This is a genomic window from Pseudomonas sp. TE9122, assembly GCF_056278925.1.
On the sequence record NZ_JBWBQI010000001.1, the window covers coordinates 670,711 to 688,384 of the forward strand.

Annotated in this window: 11 protein-coding genes; 6 read left to right on the forward strand and 5 right to left on the reverse strand. The window is 58.6% G+C overall.

Annotation, left to right across the window (positions count from 1 at the left end):
• Positions 1-1,197 precede the first annotated feature (1,197 nt).
• From ACZ9BE_RS02860 to ACZ9BE_RS02880, 5 genes are all read right to left on the reverse strand, one after another.
• Positions 1,198-1,629 carry a HEAT repeat domain-containing protein gene (locus tag ACZ9BE_RS02860; protein ID WP_252887377.1) on the reverse strand — a complete coding sequence of 144 codons (432 nt, stop codon included), beginning with the start codon at positions 1,627-1,629 and terminating at the stop codon, positions 1,198-1,200.
• Positions 1,626-6,401 (reverse strand): RHS repeat-associated core domain-containing protein, encoded by a 4,776-nt coding sequence (locus ACZ9BE_RS02865; protein WP_476248885.1) that lies wholly within the window; start codon positions 6,399-6,401, stop codon positions 1,626-1,628. Before ACZ9BE_RS02865 ends, ACZ9BE_RS02860 begins: the two co-directional genes overlap by 4 nt.
• On the reverse strand, positions 6,401-7,138 hold the full coding sequence (locus ACZ9BE_RS02870) for a DUF4123 domain-containing protein (protein WP_476248886.1): 738 nt from the start codon (positions 7,136-7,138) through the stop codon (positions 6,401-6,403). The genes ACZ9BE_RS02865 and ACZ9BE_RS02870 overlap by 1 nt, the downstream gene beginning before the upstream one ends.
• Positions 7,128-9,170, reverse strand: coding sequence for a type VI secretion system Vgr family protein (locus ACZ9BE_RS02875; RefSeq protein ID WP_476248887.1), 2,043 nt, complete (start codon positions 9,168-9,170; stop codon positions 7,128-7,130). The genes ACZ9BE_RS02870 and ACZ9BE_RS02875 overlap by 11 nt, the downstream gene beginning before the upstream one ends.
• 134 nt (positions 9,171-9,304) lie before the next feature.
• The gene (locus ACZ9BE_RS02880) at positions 9,305-9,820 is read right to left on the reverse strand and encodes an Hcp family type VI secretion system effector (protein ID WP_007949952.1); all 516 of its coding nucleotides are present in this window, start codon (positions 9,818-9,820) and stop codon (positions 9,305-9,307) included.
• A 438-nt stretch (positions 9,821-10,258) separates the two neighbouring features.
• Here ACZ9BE_RS02880 and ACZ9BE_RS02885 point away from each other — a divergent pair, with 438 nt between their 5' ends.
• Genes ACZ9BE_RS02885 through cheB form a run of 6 tightly spaced genes read left to right on the forward strand, consistent with a single transcriptional unit; the run spans position 10,259 to position 17,642 of the window.
• On the forward strand, positions 10,259-11,881 hold the full coding sequence (locus tag ACZ9BE_RS02885) for a methyl-accepting chemotaxis protein (RefSeq protein WP_110645874.1): 1,623 nt from the start codon (positions 10,259-10,261) through the stop codon (positions 11,879-11,881).
• Positions 11,881-12,417, forward strand: coding sequence for a chemotaxis protein CheW (locus ACZ9BE_RS02890; RefSeq protein WP_130928068.1), 537 nt, complete (start codon positions 11,881-11,883; stop codon positions 12,415-12,417). Before ACZ9BE_RS02885 ends, ACZ9BE_RS02890 begins: the two co-directional genes overlap by 1 nt.
• Positions 12,414-13,688 carry a CheR family methyltransferase gene (locus tag ACZ9BE_RS02895; protein WP_476248888.1) on the forward strand — a complete coding sequence of 425 codons (1,275 nt, stop codon included), beginning with the start codon at positions 12,414-12,416 and terminating at the stop codon, positions 13,686-13,688. The genes ACZ9BE_RS02890 and ACZ9BE_RS02895 overlap by 4 nt, the downstream gene beginning before the upstream one ends.
• Entirely contained in the window at positions 13,685-14,368 is a 684-nt protein-coding gene (locus ACZ9BE_RS02900; RefSeq protein WP_252877506.1) for a chemotaxis protein CheW, read from the forward strand. The genes ACZ9BE_RS02895 and ACZ9BE_RS02900 overlap by 4 nt, the downstream gene beginning before the upstream one ends.
• A complete protein-coding gene (locus ACZ9BE_RS02905) occupies positions 14,365-16,635 on the forward strand; it encodes a hybrid sensor histidine kinase/response regulator (protein ID WP_423664412.1) in 2,271 nt (756 codons plus the stop codon). The genes ACZ9BE_RS02900 and ACZ9BE_RS02905 overlap by 4 nt, the downstream gene beginning before the upstream one ends.
• A complete protein-coding gene (cheB, locus tag ACZ9BE_RS02910; protein ID WP_281922882.1) occupies positions 16,632-17,642 on the forward strand; it encodes a chemotaxis response regulator protein-glutamate methylesterase in 1,011 nt (336 codons plus the stop codon). The genes ACZ9BE_RS02905 and cheB overlap by 4 nt, the downstream gene beginning before the upstream one ends.
• The last annotated feature ends 32 nt before the right edge of the window (positions 17,643-17,674 follow it).

Sequence of the window (17,674 nt, forward strand, 5' to 3'; positions counted from 1 at the left end):
TTCAGATTTGTAAAGGCTGCATCAGATTTGTTTAACTTTATGTAGTGTGTGGTCTAAAGTTTTTTCAAGGCCGCTCCAAGTTTTGGCGGTGTCGGTGAATATTGGAAATTCTCCAAGCTTGATTTGCAATTAATGAAATTCTAAAAGTGCCATTTTTGCTAAATAATAGATGCCATCCGATGTCTATTATTTGTTCCAGGCCAGTAGTTGTGCTCGTCGTGATTTTTGCTGTTCACGTCCAGGTTGTCGGTGCATTCGTAGCGGGTAGTACTGCCGAGTTCGCTCTATTCGGGAGTTACGCGATCGTCAGTTGTTGGTATACGCGCGCGTGGTACGCTGAGCAGATTAGATGTGCCAGGTGACTCGCGGCGTTTCATTTGTAAAAAAGCTGCACTGAGAAAGGGCAAGCATCGAAAATCTTGTGTCGACACTTCCTATGTTTTGAAAAATCGATAGCCGGCATCAAAGACGCTTATGGTATGCATGTTGCTGTAATTCACTTCGAATATTCCTTCAATTGGCGGTTGCGTGCGTTTCGCCTGTAAATTTAGAGTTTCTGCCACGTTTCGAAGTTTATGGTATGTTGCTATGTAGACATGATCGGAAGCGGAGAAGTCAAGAGTTATCTTTTGGGGTGAAATAATCGCAAGATTGATTAGGAGTTGAGGTGATGTGAATGATCTACCTCCAATGTCATAGATCTTGTCTTTATTTTCCAGTTTGGGTCTGTAAATTTCATGTAATAAGTAGTCTTTCCCTTGATCTAAGACTCTTACCAGTTTTTCGTGACCTTTTATTTTTTCAAATGTAACGGCTGCTTTTTTGATTATTAGGAAGCCATCCTCGTCCATGTTTTCTAGAAAGTTTAAGTCTTGGCTTTCTATTGAAGACGTTATTGGCTAATCTAATAGGTTGAGAACAAAATTGAAGATTTCTACTTGGAATTTTTCCTTTATGTTTTCAGTGGGAGGGATATTCATGTAGGATATAATTCCGCCTGCATTGTCGTAATCGATTGCACCAAAATATCTGTAATGTCAATGTAGATATTCATTTTGCTTTTTTGATTGCCGATTGATTATAGGCTGTCTTAATTAATTGTTGGTTCTTTATTGGCGCCTTTTTGGTAAGTGGCGTTGGGCGTTTGTCGGTAATATTTTAAAAGTTCGCTTATACAAGATTTGGTGGGCTTAGCTATTATATTTCTGATGATTCTGCTTTCGCAAGTAAACTATATATTTCTGGTTCTATTTCACTTTTTGGTGTGGTATCTATTATCTGCTTTACATGGTGAGAGTATTTTTTTTCAATCGGTACTTCGGCCCAGTCGAGCTCGTAAATAGAAATAATTTTAACGTCTTTATATCCCGATTTTGAAAGTAGAGTCTTTAAAATTTCTATGGCTTGGGTGGTACGATTTTCTCCAAGTGAAACGGCGCATCTTTGTTGCCAAAATTCCGGCATTTTGAGTATTGCTTTTTTTAGGACTTCCCAGTCCTTATCACTGAAGTCTATGAGTACCGTTTTAGCAACTAGCTCGGTGCTGTATTCAGTCCATGGTGAATCTTCAGATTCACCTATCCATGAGCAGAGCTTTTTATATAGATTTTCTTCATTGCCAGTCGTCATGGTGTTGCTCCCGTAGGGTATGAAGAAGTGATGACATCGTTTTCTTTAATAACCTGCCATTGAACTCCGTCCACGATTTTGGTGTGTTCGGTCACTACCGCGCCTGGATCGTTCCGTAACACTCTGCCTGGCTCTGCTGCTACCTCATCAGTAACTCTCAAGATTTTCGCGTCACTCCAAGATTTCGGCGCAAATGTATGTCTATTTGGAGACTTTGCTGCAGACCAGCCGATGGTTCCATCCTTACGCTCTAAAATCATTTTAAAATTTTTAACGCTGGTAGTTCCGTCCTTGTTAGTGCTGACAATATCGTACTGATATTTTGGAGAGTTCATAACCTGCGCCGAATGACCGCCTACTGGTTTGTTATGGCCGGGGCTCCGTGTGCCATACAGTATTTTGTTCTGCATTGCCTTGGGGATCGGTCCGGTATATGGCGCTTCGGGGCTGCCGTCATCAACTTTCGATTTTTTTTCTTCTTGGTCAGTTCGGTTACCTGATGAATCTTTATCTCCGGCTCCGGGACATGTATTCAATCCTAGAGGATCCACCCACCCCGTAGGGTTAGGCACGTATTGGTAGCTATTCAAACCACCCGCAAGCTTGATCGGATCAGGCGTCAAGAACCGTCCAGTTCCCGGATTGTAGTAGCGGTGGCGGTTGTAATGTAAGCCTGTCTCGGCGTCGAAATACTGACCCTGAAAACGCAGCGGGTTATCGATTTCGTTGACGTCCAGCGCGGCGAGGTTGCCATAGGCGCGGTACTTCGCCGACCACATGATCTCGCCGCTGTAGTCGGTCAGTTCCTGCGGCGTGCCGAGGTGGTCGAGTTGGTAGTAGAACGGGGCCGCTTTTAGCGGGCCTTCGCCGTCGAGCATTGCCAACGGGCGGAAGCTGCCCGGTTCGTAGATGTAGCTGCGGTAACGGTTTTCTGCGCTTTCGGCGATCAATCGTTCGCCTTGCCATAGAAATTCAGTGGTATGGCCGTCGACGGTTTTCTCGATGCGGCGGCCAAAAGCGTCGTATTTGTAGCTTGCGGTGCTGCCACCCGGCAGGCTGACGCCGATCAGGCGATGCTGGCAGTCGTAGCGGTATTCGGTGACGAGCTTTTGGCCGGTGCCGCGACGTTCGCGGATCAGGTTGCCGTAGGCGTCGTAATCGTAATGGCGGTCGCCTTGTATCAGCAGGCGGTTGCCTTTGACGTTGGCGAGGTTGGCTGCGGGCAGGTCATTCTGGCCGAGGAGGTTGCCTGCCGGGTCATGGGCGAAGCTCTCTGGTATGGCGCCGCGTACGCTGATCAGGCGATCCAGTGGATCGTAGTGATAGCTGCGGTTGCCTTTGCGGCTGTCGTCGATTCCGGCGAGGTTGCCGTTGGCGTCGTAGTTGTAGCGACGCTGGAACAGGTGCTTGTCCCGTTGGCTAACGCTGTGCGCTTGCAGACGTCCCTGTTCATCGTATTGGTATTGGCTAAGCAGCAGACCTTGTTGGCGCTGTTGCTCTCGACCAGCGTTGAACTGATGAGAGGTCAGGCGAGAACCGTTGAGGTCGATGCTGGTGAGTTGCCCGCCAGGCTGGTGGCGGTAATCGAGTTTGCTGCCATCGGGCAAGCGGCAGTGCTTGAGCTGGCCGACGCTATCGTATTCGTAGCGCAGAGTGCCCCAGCCTTGGTGCTCCTCGATGAGTCGGTCTTGCAGGTCGTATTTGTAGGCGAGCGGCCAGTGGCCGTCGTCAACGTTAACGAGGCGGCCAAGCGCGTCGTAGCTGTAGTGAATCTCTTCGCCGTCGGGCAGCGTTTTTACAAGCAACCGGCCTGCGGCATCACGCTGATATTCGGTGACCAGTTCGCTGCCGTCGTCGCCGAACTCGGTTTTCTTCAGCAGTTGGCCGTTGAGGTCGTACTCGTAGCCAGTCCGACGACCATCGAAGCCGGTTTCCTGTTGAATCAGGCCGTTGGCGTAGTAATCAAGGTGATAGTGCTCGCCGCGCTCGTTTTCAATTTCAGTGAGCAACAGACGCGAGTTGTCGTAGCGGTAGCGCAGTTGGCTGCCGTCGGGATTGATTCGGCGGCTGACGAGGTGAAGATTGTCGGCATATTCATAGCGGGTGATACGGCCAAGTTCGTCACGTTCAGCAGTGACATTGCCGTAGGCGTTGTAGCTGAATGCGCGAGTGGCGCCGCCGGGCAGCGTAACTTGGGCAAGGCGATTGGCAGCATCCCATTGGTAATGAGTGATCGCGCCGGACTCTTCCTGGCGAGTGATCTGCCTGCCTAGTGCATCGTAACGGTACTTGCGCTGACCGCCGTCGGGAAGACGTTCTTCAAGCAGTTGACCGAGATTGTTCCAACCGAGTTGATGACGGCTGCCGTCCGGGTGACGGATTTCCAACAGACGACCCTGCGGGTCATAGCTGTAATGGCTGGCATTGCCGTCCGGGTCAATCTGCGCAGTGACATCACCTTGTCGGTTGCGTTGATACTTCCAACTGGCTTTGCCGCGACGAACGTCGCTGACGAAACCATTGATGTACTCGTAAGTGGTGGCTTCGTCTTCCGGCGGGATGACCGCGGTCATCAAACCATTATCGTCATAGCGATATTCAGTGACTGCGCCCAGCGGATCCTTTTCGGCGATCAATTGGCCTTTGTCGTTGTAGGCCTTGAGATGCTCGGCACCATCCGGATCGATCTTGCTGATCAATCGGGCCTGATCGTCGTGGGTATAGACCTCTTCGCTGCCATCGGCGTTGGTTACGGTGACGCTGCCTTTGTCGTCCCAGACGTACTGCGCTTCCATCTGCGAAAAGTTGGCCCAGTGACGAGTGCAGCGAGACAGTTTGCCTTCGTTTTCCCATTCCCAATAGAACGCCGCGCCGCCTGCCAATTGCCGCTCGAGAATGACGTGCTGCTCGTTGTAGCGATAACGCTCGGCTTCGCCCGCCGCGTTTTTCGCCTCGATCAGGCGATGTTGCGCGTCGTAGCTATAGGTGACCAACGTCTGCACGGTATTCCAGACGTCTTCCAGATTATCGGCGGGCAGAAACTGCTGATAATCGACGGCGATGATGTGCTTGCGGTCGTAGCGCAGAAGCAGGGCGCGGCCGGCACCGTTGTCGAGACGTTTGATGCGCCCATGGATGTCGCGAGTAACGTGCAAGCGGTTGCCATAGCTATCGCTGATGGCGATCAGGGTCGCGCCTTTGCTGTCGAAGCGGAAGTGATAGAACGATGGTCGCTTGCCAGCCTGCGCGAGAATCAGCTCGGATGGATCGTCACCTAGAAAAATGGCCGCGTGCGATAGGCTGTTGGTGATGGCGGGACGCTGCTCGCTCGGAAGTGGGAAAACGGTGGAGCGGTTTTCCTGATCGGTCCAGATGACTTCATCGCCATTGATCTCGATGCGGTGGGCGAGCGCGTGGCTCCAGCCATAGCCGAGACCGCAGTCGATTTCCACAGCGCTGGTGCGATAGAGACGGGTCCATTCGAATGGCAGCAGGCCGTCGAGTTGGCCGTCAGTTAACGTCAATAACTCTTCGCCAGTGACCATCGAAACAGGGCACCCGTTAGTGCAAGTCTTTGCAGCAGGTTCTGCGCTCTTTTCGGCGGGATTCGTCGCCTGGTTCGATACGTCATCAGCGACTTTACCGTCAGCAAGTCTGGCGTTTTTCTTGCCATCAAAACGCAACTCGGAAATCCCGTTTCTGACCTTTGCCGTTACCCCTCGGGCCGCCACAGCGGTGTACTTGGCGACATACTCCATAAAACCGTTGATGATCTTGAACACCGACTTCACGAAGCCGATCACAGCCTTGATGACAAGCTCTCCGTACTTCTTCAGTCGGGCCGCAAGGTAGATTATGCCGGTACCTTCGGCCGCGATGGTCAATACCACGCCGATCACGATGTCGATCGCAATGCCTACGACAATGGCCGTGGTCATCTTCGCTACGTCGCCCGCCATCTTCATCGGCGGCAAGCCCGCGAGCCAGATCACCGCACTGCGCACCAGCAAAAACAAAGCCGCCTCGTCGCTGGCCAGCAACATGGCCTTTTTCATGATGTCCGGCGAGCTCTTGGCGACTCTGATCAGCTCGTCTGCGCCAGCGCCGAGATCCTTCGCAAACTTTCCTGGGTCCTGAAGGATGTCGAGCACGAGACTGATGCCGTCCCATACGCCCTTGATCGCTTCCCAGCCACCTTCAAGAATGCCGTTGCCGATGGCCATGGCTGTGCCGGAGGTCGAAAGATTCGACCATTGCGGTTTGAAGCCGGCCCATTCCTTGCGCAGGAAACCTTCAAGGTCCGCAGTCACGCCGCTGTAAGAACTGAAGAGGGCGTCGATCTGCGCCGGGGTCACTTCGTTATGGACGCGAATCGTGTAGAACTTGCCGGGCACACCGCCGGTCCATGCGGCTTTGCCTTGGGCGTCGAGTTTGACCTTGCTGACAGCACCACCGTCCACGGCCACGATTTCGACTTCGATATCGCCGACGGGAATGTTGTAAACCGATTCGAATTTGCTCTCGATCAGCAACGGACCCTTGAGCGGACATTGAGCCACGTTCGAGGTGAAGTTACCGTCGGTCATACTCACCGTTTTACTGGTGTTGCCCGCCTTGATGATACGCTCCATGCCCAATAAGGACGGCATGTCCGCGGCACGGCTACCCTTGTCGAGAGCCTGTGCGTACCAGGTTTTTGTTTGTTCCTGATACAGCTTCAGACTGTCCTTGAAGGTGTTCAGTTGGTTGTCAACAAAGGCAACGCGATCCATCAGCCTTGCTCCAGAATCAGGTGGCTTATCAATGCTTCTTTAAGATTTTGCGGCGCATCCGGGCGGCGCACGAAGCGGGTGATTTTCAGCTTCAGATTGTTCTCGGGCCATGCGGTGTAGAGGTCCGGGCGGTCTTCTTCCAGCCACTGCATCAGGTTGCTGACCAGCGTCGCCGGATTGTCCTTGCTCAACCCTTCCAACAACCCCTTCGACACCTCCCACCACGGCCAGTCCCGCACCTTCGGCACAACCCGCGTGCCCACTTCCAGCGCCTGCCCATTGATCAGATACCGCTCAAACACCGGCAGCACCTCTCCAGCCTTCTCCCCAAGCCCCCGCAGAATCGGATAAATATGCCGGCCATCCCAAAACCGGAAAAACACCTCGGTGCCATCCGGCATTTTCACCTGCGTCAGGCTGCGCAGATGTTCGAACACTTCGTTCGGCTCTGAACGCGACACCGCCAGCCAGCCCCAGTCGAGGGCGTCGGTTTCGGCGATCCAGGGCAGGAAAGCGGAGTTGGCTTTGAGTTCGGTGAGGTAGGGCATCACCGGTTGCCAGGTGGAGTAGGGCGTACCGCCCCAGATCGGGATGAGCTGGGCGGTGGGTTCGGTGAGGTACAGGGTTTTCAGGGCGTCTGCGTCGCTGGCGGCGCTGATGATCAGGTACAGGCGCTCGCCGCTTTGCAGCGGCTGTTGCGCCAGCCAGTCTTTGGGGGGGATTCGTTCAGATGGCACAGGCACCTGCCTTGCATTTTTCGCATTCTTCACAGAACGGCGCGTTACGTTTTAGGGTGTTGATCTGCGCCGGGGTCAGGACCTGGCCGGCCTTGTCGGCGTCGGCTTGTTTCAACACACCGGGCATCAACGGCGCCGCACCAGTCCCGCTTCCCGGGCTGCCTCCGGAGTTCATGTTGATCACCGGGCCGCTCATCGTTACGCCGCCAGCGTCGATCTTGATAAAGCTGCCGCCGCCGACCAGGGTCAGCTCTGCACCAGCCTCCATCACCACTTTCATGCCGCTGCTCAGGTGGATTTCCTGGCCGGCGTCGATGAACTGGCCGGTGCCGATCTTGATGTGCTGGTTGACGCCGACGGTGAGGTGGTCGTTGGCGCGGGTTTCGACTTTGCGGTCGGCGTAGACGGTGTGGTGTTCTTCGGCTTTGAATTCCGTGTAGCTGTTTTGCTCGACGGTGTCGTGGCGTTCGTTGCCGACGCGGATTTTCTGGTCGTGTTCGATGTTCTCGTCCCAGTCGCGCTGGGCGTGCAGGTAGATTTGTTCCTGGCCTTTTTTGTCTTCGATGCGCAGTTCGTTGTAGCCGCCACCGCCCATGGAGCTCAGGGTCTTGAAGGTGCTGCGGGTCTTGTTCGCCGGCAGTGGATAGGGGACGGTGTTTTCCTTGTGGTACAGGCAGCCGCTGATCAGCGGTTGATCGGGGTCACCTTCAAGGAACGTGACCAGCACTTCCATGCCAATGCGCGGGATGGCGATGCCGCCATACTGGGCGCCGGCCCAGGCGCTGGAGACGCGCAGCCAGCAACTGGTCTTGTCGTCGGCCTGGCCTTCGCGGTCCCAGTGAAACTGGACTTTGACCCGGCCGTACTCGTCGCAGTGGATTTCTTCACCTTTCGGGCCGGTGACCACCGCGCTCTGGCTGCCGAGGATGCGCGGTTTTGGATGGCGTAGCGGCGGACGATTGGGCACGTCCCACGGAGTCGCCTGAAAGCGGTTGCGGTAGCCCTGATGGAAATCGTCTTTCAGCGCCGTGGTGTCGCTGGTCACCGACTCTTCGAGCACCTGCGGCTGCTTGCCTTCATGCAGCACTTCGGTGAGCAGCCACAGGTCGTTCCACTTGGCTTTCGGGTGTTCGGTCAGGGCGAGAAAGTGGCCGCTGACCAGCAGTGGCTGATCACTCTTGCCTTCGGCGAGCTGGAAGTCGCTGCGATGGCGTTCGAGGGCGCGTTTGGCCAAATGTTTGCCGCGCTCGCGGTCGATGAAGCGCCCCGGGTAATCGTAGTCTTCAAGGTCGGGCAGGGCGTCGCCACGGTTTTCGCTTTCCAGGGTCAGGCGCGGTTTTTCGAAGTCGTAGTCGCGGCGGGTGGTGCGGCTGGTGCGGGTTTCCAGGCGCAGGTCGAAACGCTTGATCACCGGGTTGCTGGCGACCATGCCGGAGTCTTGCTGATAGGGCACGGGGGCGAGTTTTGGAAACACCGTCTGGTCATCGCCGAAAACGAGCTTGTGCGCGTTGGCGCTGTGCTGGAAGTGGAAGTGAATGCCTTCTTCTTCGCACAGGCGCTGGATGAAATGCAGATCCGACTCGTCGTATTGCACGCAGTAGATGCGTTCAGGATAGATCGAACCGGTCTTGAATTCGTAGGCGTTGCTCTGGATGCCGTGCTCTTCCAGCACCATGCCGATGATTTTCGGCACGCTGAGGTTCTGGAAGATGCGCTGGTTGATGCGGTGCGCCAGATACGCCAGTTGCGGACGCAGCGTCACCGAATAACGGGTCAGGCGCTTGCCCGAGTCACCTTGCGCGGCGCGGTAGATCTGGCCATGGATGCCGCTGCCGTCAGGCGACAGCTGCAGGAAGGCCGGTTTGTGCAGCAGGGTTTCGAGGTCCAGCGACGGCTGCTCACTGACCAGCTCCACCTCAAAGACAAAAGGCTGGCTGATGGCTTCCCGGCCGGTGAGGGTAAACACCTGAAAGTCGGCGGAAAGCCCTTCGATGGTCAGGGCAAAGTGGGTTTCATTGGCCGGCGCGAACATCCCTTGTTCCTCGTGCTGTACAGCGGCGCTCGTCGACGGCCGCAAAAAAGCGGCTCAACGTACGCGAAATTCTGGAGGGGCGTAAACAACATCGACCAGCAGAGCTGGCCGATGCGTGTAACGGTCAGCCGTAATTAAACGACTGGAGCACGCCAGTCATCGGAACCCGAAGTACCGGATACTTCGTGGGTCCAGGTGATTTTGCGGTAGGTGAACTGCACTTCTTCCAGGTGGGTGAAGTGCGCGTTGCCTGGATCCTGGCAGTTGTGCATTTTGTTGTTGATGGCGACGATGATCGCGTCTTCCAGTTTGGTGGTGTAGTAGTGCTCTTGGGTGCCTTGAGCCGAAGTGCGGTACCACTGGATAACGATTTCGCTCATGCGCTCGCCGGAAGTCAGTGCTGCTTGCAGCAGTGGCGAAGCTTTGTCGTAGACCTTGGTGATCACAACTGGCTTGTGTACGCGCTGACCGGTTGGCTGACCGGATTGCGGGTCACGCGGGATGATCACGTCGTGGGTGAAAGCCTGAACCATGACCTGGTCTTCGTGGCCTTCCTGGTAGGTGTTGCCAACGGAGTCGGCGGTGAAAGCGCCGGCAGTGATCAGGCCTTGTTTTTCGCCGGTAACCGACATGTACGCTGGTGTTGCCATGGGGTGCTCTCCTTGCGGATAAAGTTAGGGTGCCCGGAGGCGAAATCGCCCGGTGGGTGGCTGAGAGTTATCAAGGAGCGTGCCAGGTTTTGCGCGGTGCCCGGATGGCGGGGGCGCCACGGTAGTCGGTGATCATTCGGGGCGATTTTCAGCGGGCCAGTCGGGAGAAAGTGCGCAAGAAGTTGCGCAGTACTGCGCAACTTCTTGCGCACTTGGCTGCAGGGCTTGCACTGCTTGCGCTGCAGAGGATTTAGGCCGTGAAATATTACGACCTACTGCGCAACTTCTTGCGCAGTTGGGGATTTGCCGGGATCGCGGTGTTGCCTTCGCGAGCAGGCTCGCTCCCACAAGGACAGTACTGCCAGCGAAAGCGTCTTATAAATGAAACACCGCCCTCGGCTATACTCCCCGCATTTCGATCAGGCACGAGGATTCACTGTGAAGAACTGGACGTTGCGCCAACGCATTTTGGCGAGCTTTGCGGTGATTATCGCCATCATGCTGTTGATGGTGGTGCTGTCCTACTCGCGGTTGTTGAAAATCGAGGCCAGTGAAAACAGCGTGCGCGACGATGCCATTCCCGGCGTCTATTACAGCTCGATGATTCGTGGTGCATGGGTCGACAGTTATTTGCAGACCCAGGAGCTGCTCGGCCTCAAGGAAGGCCAGGGCGTTTCCAGCGAAGACGCAGCGGACTACAAGGCGTTCGAGGCGCGTCTGCAAGAGCAGATGGCCAACTATCGCAAGACCATGGCCACCGATGAAGACCGCTCCGAATTCGCCTTGTTCGAGAAGTACCACGACACCTACATCCAGATTCAGGACGCCGTGCTGGACCTGCACAAGCGCAATCTGGAAGCCGATGCCATCAAGCTGTTCAACGAGAAACTGACCCCGGCGTGGTACACCGGTCGGATGAAACTCAACGACATCATTGGCGAGAACAAAGTCGTCGCTGATACCGCCATGGCCAATATCGACGACGCGGTGGCAACGGCCAAAGTCAGCATGGTCATTTCCCTGCTGGTTGCGGTGCTGGCCGCCGGCCTCTGCGGTCTGCTGTTGATGCGCGCGATCATGGCGCCGATGAACCGCATCGTGACCATCCTCGACATCATGCGCACCGGCGATCTGAGTTCGCGCCTGAACCTTGATCGTAAGGACGAGTTCGGCGCGGTCGAAACCGGCTTCAACGACATGATGACCGAGCTGACGTCGCTGGTGTCCCAGGCCCAGCGCTCCTCGGTGCAGGTGACCACCTCGGTGACCGAGATCGCCGCCACTTCCAAGCAACAACAGGCCACCGCCACCGAAACCGCAGCGACCACCACCGAAATCGGCGCAACCTCCCGTGAGATCGCCGCGACTTCGCGGGATCTGGTGCGCACCATGACCGAAGTGTCCACCGCTGCCGATCAGGCCTCGGTGCTCGCCGGCTCCGGCCAGCAAGGCCTGGCGCGCATGGAAGACACCATGCACTCGGTCATGGGCGCAGCGGATCTGGTCAACGCCAAACTGGCGATCCTCAACGAGAAGGCCGGCAACATCAATCAGGTGGTGGTGACCATCGTCAAAGTGGCTGACCAGACCAACCTGCTGTCGCTCAACGCGGCGATCGAAGCCGAGAAGGCCGGCGAGTACGGTCGCGGTTTTGCCGTAGTCGCCACCGAAGTCCGGCGTTTGGCCGATCAGACCGCCGTGGCCACGTACGACATTGAACAGATGGTTCGCGAGATCCAGTCGGCGGTGTCGGCCGGGGTGATGGGCATGGACAAGTTTTCCGAAGAAGTGCGCCGCGGCATGTCGGAAGTGCAGCAGGTCGGCGAGCAGCTGTCGCAGATCATCCATCAGGTGCAGGCGCTGGCGCCGCGCGTGCTGATGGTCAACGAAGGGATGCAGGCCCAGGCCACTGGCGCCGAGCAGATCAACCATGCGCTGGTGCAGTTGGGCGATGCCAGCAGCCAGACCGTCGAGTCGCTGCGTCAGGCCAGTTTCGCTATCGACGAACTGAGCCAGGTGGCCGTCGGCCTGCGCAGCGGCGTTTCGCGATTCAAAGTCTGATGAGCGAAATCATCGCCAAACGTGGCGCCGCGCCAGTGGCGAAGCAGGCGCTGTTTCTGCTGTTTCGCATCGGCAACGAGCGCTATGCCCTGCGCGCCACGGAAGTGGCCGAAGTGCTGCCGCGCCTGCCGTTGAAGCCGATTGCCCGGGCGCCGCACTGGGTGGCTGGGGTGTTCGCCTATCGCGGGGCGGTGGTGCCGGTGATCGACCTCAGTGCGCTGACTTTTGGCCAGCCCGCCGAGGCGCGCACCAGCACGCGGCTGGTGCTGGTCAATTATCAGCCGGATCAATCGCAATCAGCACAATGGCTCGGGCTGATTCTCGAGCAGGCCACCGACACGCTGCGCTGTCATCCGCAAGATTTCCAGCCTTACGGCCTCGACAACCGTGAGGCGCCGTACCTCGGCCCGGTGCGCGAAGATGCGCAGGGATTGCTGCAATGGGTGCGGGTCAATGACTTGCTCGATGACGCCGTGCGCAGCTTGCTGTTCCCCGATCCGCCGCGTGATCCGGCGCAGCTTGAGGCGCAGCCATGAGCAGTGAGCAGCGCTTTTTCGATTTCCTCAAGGAACGCATCGGCCTTGATGTCGCGTCGGTGGGCGCGGCGATCATCGAGCGTGCCGTGCGCCAGCGCACGACCCTGTCCCAGGCCGCCCACGCCGACGAATATTGGCAGCTGTTGCAAGGCTCGCGGGACGAGCAGCAGGCGCTGATCGAAGCGGTGATCGTTCCGGAAACGTGGTTTTTCCGTTATCCGGAATCTTTCGCGACGCTGGGCAAACTGGCGCGAGGTCGGCTTAAAGAACTCAATAATATGCGCGCGCTGCGAATTCTGAGCCTGCCGTGCTCGACCGGCGAAGAACCCTACTCGATTGCCATGGCCTTGCTTGATGCCGGATTGCAGCCGCATCAATTCAAGGTCGACGGCATGGACATCAGCCCGCTCTCGGTGGAAAAGGCGCGGCGTGCGGTTTATGGCAAGAACTCCTTTCGCGGTCAGGATCTGGAATACCGCGAGCGACATTTTTTTGCCGAGCAGGACGGCCACCGGGTCAACGAATACGTTCGCGAACAAGTGCGCTGGCAGGTCGGCAATGTGCTCGATCCGACGCTGTTGGCGACCGAGCCGGCCTTCGATTTCGTGTTCTGCCGCAACCTGCTGATCTACTTCGACCAGCCGACGCAAAAGCAGGTGTTCGAAGTGCTCAAGCGCCTGACCCACGTCGACGGCGTGCTGTTTATCGGCCCGGCGGAGGGCAGTCTGCTCGGGCGTTTGGGCATGCGCTCGATCGGCATCCCGCAGTCGTTCGCTTTCAGCCGCCATAGCGAGCCGCACCCCGAACCGCTGCCGATGCCCAAACCGGTCGCCGTGCCGGTCAGCCAACCACTGCGCAGCGCGCCGCCGCCAGCGCCAGTGCGCAATCGGCCGTTCGCTGCCGTGACGGCTTTGCCGGTGGCGAAAAAAACTGCCGACCCGGACGCCGCAACGCTGCTGGCGCAGATTGCTGCACTGGCCAACGAAGGCAAAAGCGCCGAGGCCCGTGCCGCGTGCGAACACTATCTGCGCAGCCATGAACCCGTGGCGCAGGTGTTCTATTGGCTGGGCCTGCTCAGCGATGTCGCCGGGCTGAGCCTCGAAGCCCAGGGGTATTACCGCAAGGCCTTGTACCTCGAACCGCAACATCCCGAAGCGCTGATGCACCTGGCCGCGTTGCTGCAGGCTCAGGGCGACACGGCGGGTGCCCGACGATTGCAGGAACGCGCCGCCCGCAGCGGGCGCACCGCCGACAGTGAGCGTAAACGATGAGCGCGTCCGACACCTTGAACGTTACCCACGAAGACGCCCGCGCCATCGACGATTGCTGGAACCGCATCGGCATTCATGGCGACAAGTCCTGCCCGTTGCTGGAAGAGCACATTCATTGCCGCAACTGCTCGGTGTATTCCGCCGCCGCCACACGCCTGCTCGACCGTTATTCGTTGCAGCAGAACCAGCGCGAAGCAGTGGTCAGCAAAGTCGAAACCGACGTCAAGACCCGCTCGCTGCTGATGTTCCGCCTCGGCGAGGAATGGCTCGGACTGGCCACGCGCACGCTTGTCGAAGTTGCGCCGTTGCAGGCGATACATTCGCTGCCGCACCAGCGCTCGCGGGCCTTGCTCGGCGTGGCCAATGTCCGTGGCGCACTGGTCGCGTGCCTGTCGCTGGTGGAACTGCTCGACCTCGGCGCCAGCGTTGCGCCGGTCAGCGGCGGGCGAATCATGCCGCGCATGCTGATCATCGCCGCGCACGGCGGGCCGGTGGTGGTGCCGGTCGACGAGGTCGACGGCATTCATGCCATCGACGAGCGCATCCTCGACGCCGCGTCGCAGTCCGGTGCGCAGAACAGTGCCAAGTACACCCGTGGCGTTCTGCAATATCGCGGTCGCAGCCTGCGCTGGCTGGATGAAGAACAGCTGTTGTCCGCCGTGACCCGGAGCCTGACATGACCCCCGAGCAAATGCGCGACGCCTCTCTGCTCGAGCTGTTCAGTCTCGAAGCCGAAGCCCAGACCCAAGTGCTCAGCGCCGGGCTGTTGGCGCTGGAGCGCAATCCGACCCAGGCCGATCAGCTGGAGTCGTGCATGCGTGCGGCGCACTCGCTCAAAGGTGCGGCGCGCATTGTTGGCATCGACAGCGGCGTCAGCGTCGCCCACGTCATGGAGGATTGCCTGGTCAGTGCGCAGGAAGGCCGTTTGTTGCTGCGTCCCGAACACATCGACGCGTTGTTGCAGGGCACCGACCTGCTGATGCGCATCGCCACGCCGGCCAATGCGCCGCAACCCACGGACATTGAAGCCTACGTCGCGTTGATGGGGCGTCTGCTCGATCCTTCGGCGCCAGCCGCTGTGGTTGCCACGCCGCCAATGGCCGAGTTGCAGATCGAGCCCGCGCCAACGGCGACAGCGCCGATCATGGACGAGCCCGCCGAACCGACCCCGCGCAAAAACAAACGCACCACCGAAGGCGGCGAGCGCGTTTTGCGCGTCACTGCCGAACGCCTGAACAGCCTGCTCGATCTATCGAGCAAATCGCTGGTGGAAACCCAGCGGCTGAAACCGCATCTGGCCACCATGCAGCGTCTCAAGCGCATGCAGAACAATGGCCTGCGCGCACTGGAAAATCTCAATGTGCACCTGAAGGACCACGCACTGAGCCTGGAAGCGCTCGAGTCACTGGAAGATGCGCGGCGCTTGCTCGCCGAGTCGCAGCAATTGCTCAGCGAGAAAAACGCCGAACTCGACGAGTTCGCCTGGCAGGCCAGCCAACGTGCACAAGTGCTCTACGACACCGCGCTGGCCTGTCGCATGCGCCCGTTTGCCGACGTGCTCAGCGGGCAGGCGCGCATGGTTCGCGATCTCGGGCGCAGCCTTGGCAAACAAGTGCGCCTGGAGATCGAAGGCGAGAAAACCCAAGTCGATCGCGATGTGCTGGAAAAGCTCGAAGCGCCGCTGACTCACTTGCTGCGCAACGCTGTCGATCACGGCATCGAATCCCCGGAACAACGCCTGCTCAAGGGCAAGCCGGAAGAGGGCCTGATTCGCCTGCGCGCCTCCCACCAAGCCGGTTTGCTGGTGTTGGAACTCAGCGATGACGGCGGTGGCGTCGATCTGGAGAAAGTCCGCCGCAGCATCGTCGAACGGCAGTTATCCCCAGCCGAAACCGCAGCGCAATTGAGCGAAGAAGAACTGCTGACCTTCCTGTTTCTGCCGGGATTCAGCCTGCGCGACAAGGTTACCGAAGTGTCCGGGCGTGGCGTCGGCCTGGACGCTGTTCAGCATATGGTCCGCCAATTGCGTGGGGCCGTGGTGCTGGAGCAGACGGCGGGCGAGGGCAGCCGTTTCCATCTGGAGGTGCCGTTGACGCTTTCGGTGGTACGCAGCCTCGTGGTGGAAGTCGGCGAAGAGGCTTACGCATTCCCCTTGGCGCACATCGAACGCATGTGCGATCTGGCCCCCGAAGACATCGTGCAGGTCGAAGGACGCCAGCATTTCTGGCACGAAGGCCAGCATGTCGGGCTGGTTGCGGCCAGCCAGCTGCTCAATCGCCCGGCCAGTCAGAACGATGGCGCTACCCTGAAAGTCGTGGTGATCCGCGAGCGCGAGGCGATTTATGGGGTGGCTGTCGAGCGCTTCGTGGGTGAGCGCACGCTGGTGGTGTTGCCGCTGGACGAGCGTCTGGGCAAGGTTCAGGATATTTCCGCCGGGGCCTTGCTCGATGATGGTTCGGTGGTGCTGATCGTCGATGTCGAAGACATGCTGCGTTCGGTGGACAAGCTGCTCAATACCGGGCGCCTGGAGCGCATTGCCCGCCACGGCAATCAAACTGCCGAAGCGGCGCGCAAACGGGTGCTGGTGGTCGACGATTCGCTGACCGTGCGCGAGCTGCAACGCAAACTGCTGCTCAATCGCGGCTATGACGTCGCGGTGGCGGTGGACGGCATGGATGGCTGGAATGCGCTGCGTTCGGAGAACTTCGATCTGCTGATCACCGACATCGACATGCCGCGCATGGACGGCATCGAGCTGGTCACGCTGCTGCGCCGCGACAACCGTCTGCAATCGCTGCCGGTGATGGTCGTGTCGTACAAGGATCGCGAAGAAGACCGCCGCCGTGGACTGGACGCCGGCGCCGACTATTATCTGGCCAAAGCCAGTTTTCATGACGACGCCCTGCTCGATGCAGTGGTCGAGCTCATCGGGGGAGCGCGGGCATGAGGATCGCAATCGTCAACGACATGCCCCTGGCGGTGGAGGCCCTGCGCCGAGCGCTGGCGTTCGAGCCGGCGCATCAGGTGATCTGGGTCGCCAGCAACGGCGCGGAGGCGGTGCAACGCTGCGCCGAATACACCCCGGACCTGATCCTGATGGACCTGATCATGCCGATCATGGACGGCGTCGAAGCCACGCGGCGGATCATGGCCGAAACGCCGTGCGCGATTGTCATCGTCACCGTCGACCGCCAGCAGAACGTGCACCGCGTGTTCGAGGCCATGGGCCACGGCGCGCTGGACGTGGTCGACACGCCGGCCATTGGCGCCGGCAATGCCCAGGAAGCGGCGGCGCCGTTGTTGCGCAAGATCCTCAACATCGGCTGGCTGATCGGCGACAAGGCGCCGCGTTCGCGCCCGGCGCCGAGTTCGCCGCGCAGTTCGCCGTCACGTCAGCGGCTGGTGGCGATCGGTTCGTCTGCCGGTGGGCCGGCGGCGCTGGAAGTGCTGCTCAAAGGCCTGCCGAAGGATTTTTCCGCCGCGATCGTGCTGGTGCAGCATGTCGATCAGGTGTTCGCCGCCGGCATGGCCGAATGGCTGGCCAGCGCCAGCGGCCTCGATGTGCGTCTGGCCCGTGAAGGCGAGCCGCCGCAGAGTGGCGCGGTGCTGCTGGCCGGGACCAATCACCATATTCGCCTGTTGAAAAACGGCACGCTGGCCTACACCGCCGAACCGGTCAACGAGATCTATCGCCCCTCGATCGACGTGTTTTTCGAGAGCGTTGCCAGTTACTGGAACGGTGACGCGGTCGGGGTTTTATTGACCGGGATGGGGCGCGATGGCGCGCAAGGGCTTAAGCTCATGCGCCAGCAGGGTTATTTGACCATTGCGCAGGATCAGCACAGCAGTGCGGTGTACGGCATGCCCAAGGCTGCCGCGGCGATCGATGCCGCGGTGGAAATCCGTCCGCTGGAAAAGATAGCGCCACGATTGCTGGAGATTTTCCCCAAATGAACAGGTTGATCCGCAATCCAGGCCCCCGCAGT

What these genes read in the sequence shown, in the direction of transcription:
- ACZ9BE_RS02860 (WP_252887377.1), bottom strand. Translation starts at nt 1,629, where the DNA reads ATGACGACTGGCAATGAAGAAAATCTATATAAAAAGCTCTGCTCATGG.
- ACZ9BE_RS02865 (WP_476248885.1), bottom strand. Translation starts at nt 6,401, where the DNA reads ATGGATCGCGTTGCCTTTGTTGACAACCAACTGAACACCTTCAAGGAC.
- ACZ9BE_RS02875 (WP_476248887.1), bottom strand. Translation starts at nt 9,170, where the DNA reads ATGTTCGCGCCGGCCAATGAAACCCACTTTGCCCTGACCATCGAAGGG.
- ACZ9BE_RS02880 (WP_007949952.1), bottom strand. Translation starts at nt 9,820, where the DNA reads ATGGCAACACCAGCGTACATGTCGGTTACCGGCGAAAAACAAGGCCTG.
- ACZ9BE_RS02890 (WP_130928068.1), top strand. Translation starts at nt 11,881, where the DNA reads ATGAGCGAAATCATCGCCAAACGTGGCGCCGCGCCAGTGGCGAAGCAG.
- ACZ9BE_RS02895 (WP_476248888.1), top strand. Translation starts at nt 12,414, where the DNA reads ATGAGCAGTGAGCAGCGCTTTTTCGATTTCCTCAAGGAACGCATCGGC.
- ACZ9BE_RS02900 (WP_252877506.1), top strand. Translation starts at nt 13,685, where the DNA reads ATGAGCGCGTCCGACACCTTGAACGTTACCCACGAAGACGCCCGCGCC.
- ACZ9BE_RS02905 (WP_423664412.1), top strand. Translation starts at nt 14,365, where the DNA reads ATGACCCCCGAGCAAATGCGCGACGCCTCTCTGCTCGAGCTGTTCAGT.
- cheB (WP_281922882.1), top strand. Translation starts at nt 16,632, where the DNA reads ATGAGGATCGCAATCGTCAACGACATGCCCCTGGCGGTGGAGGCCCTG.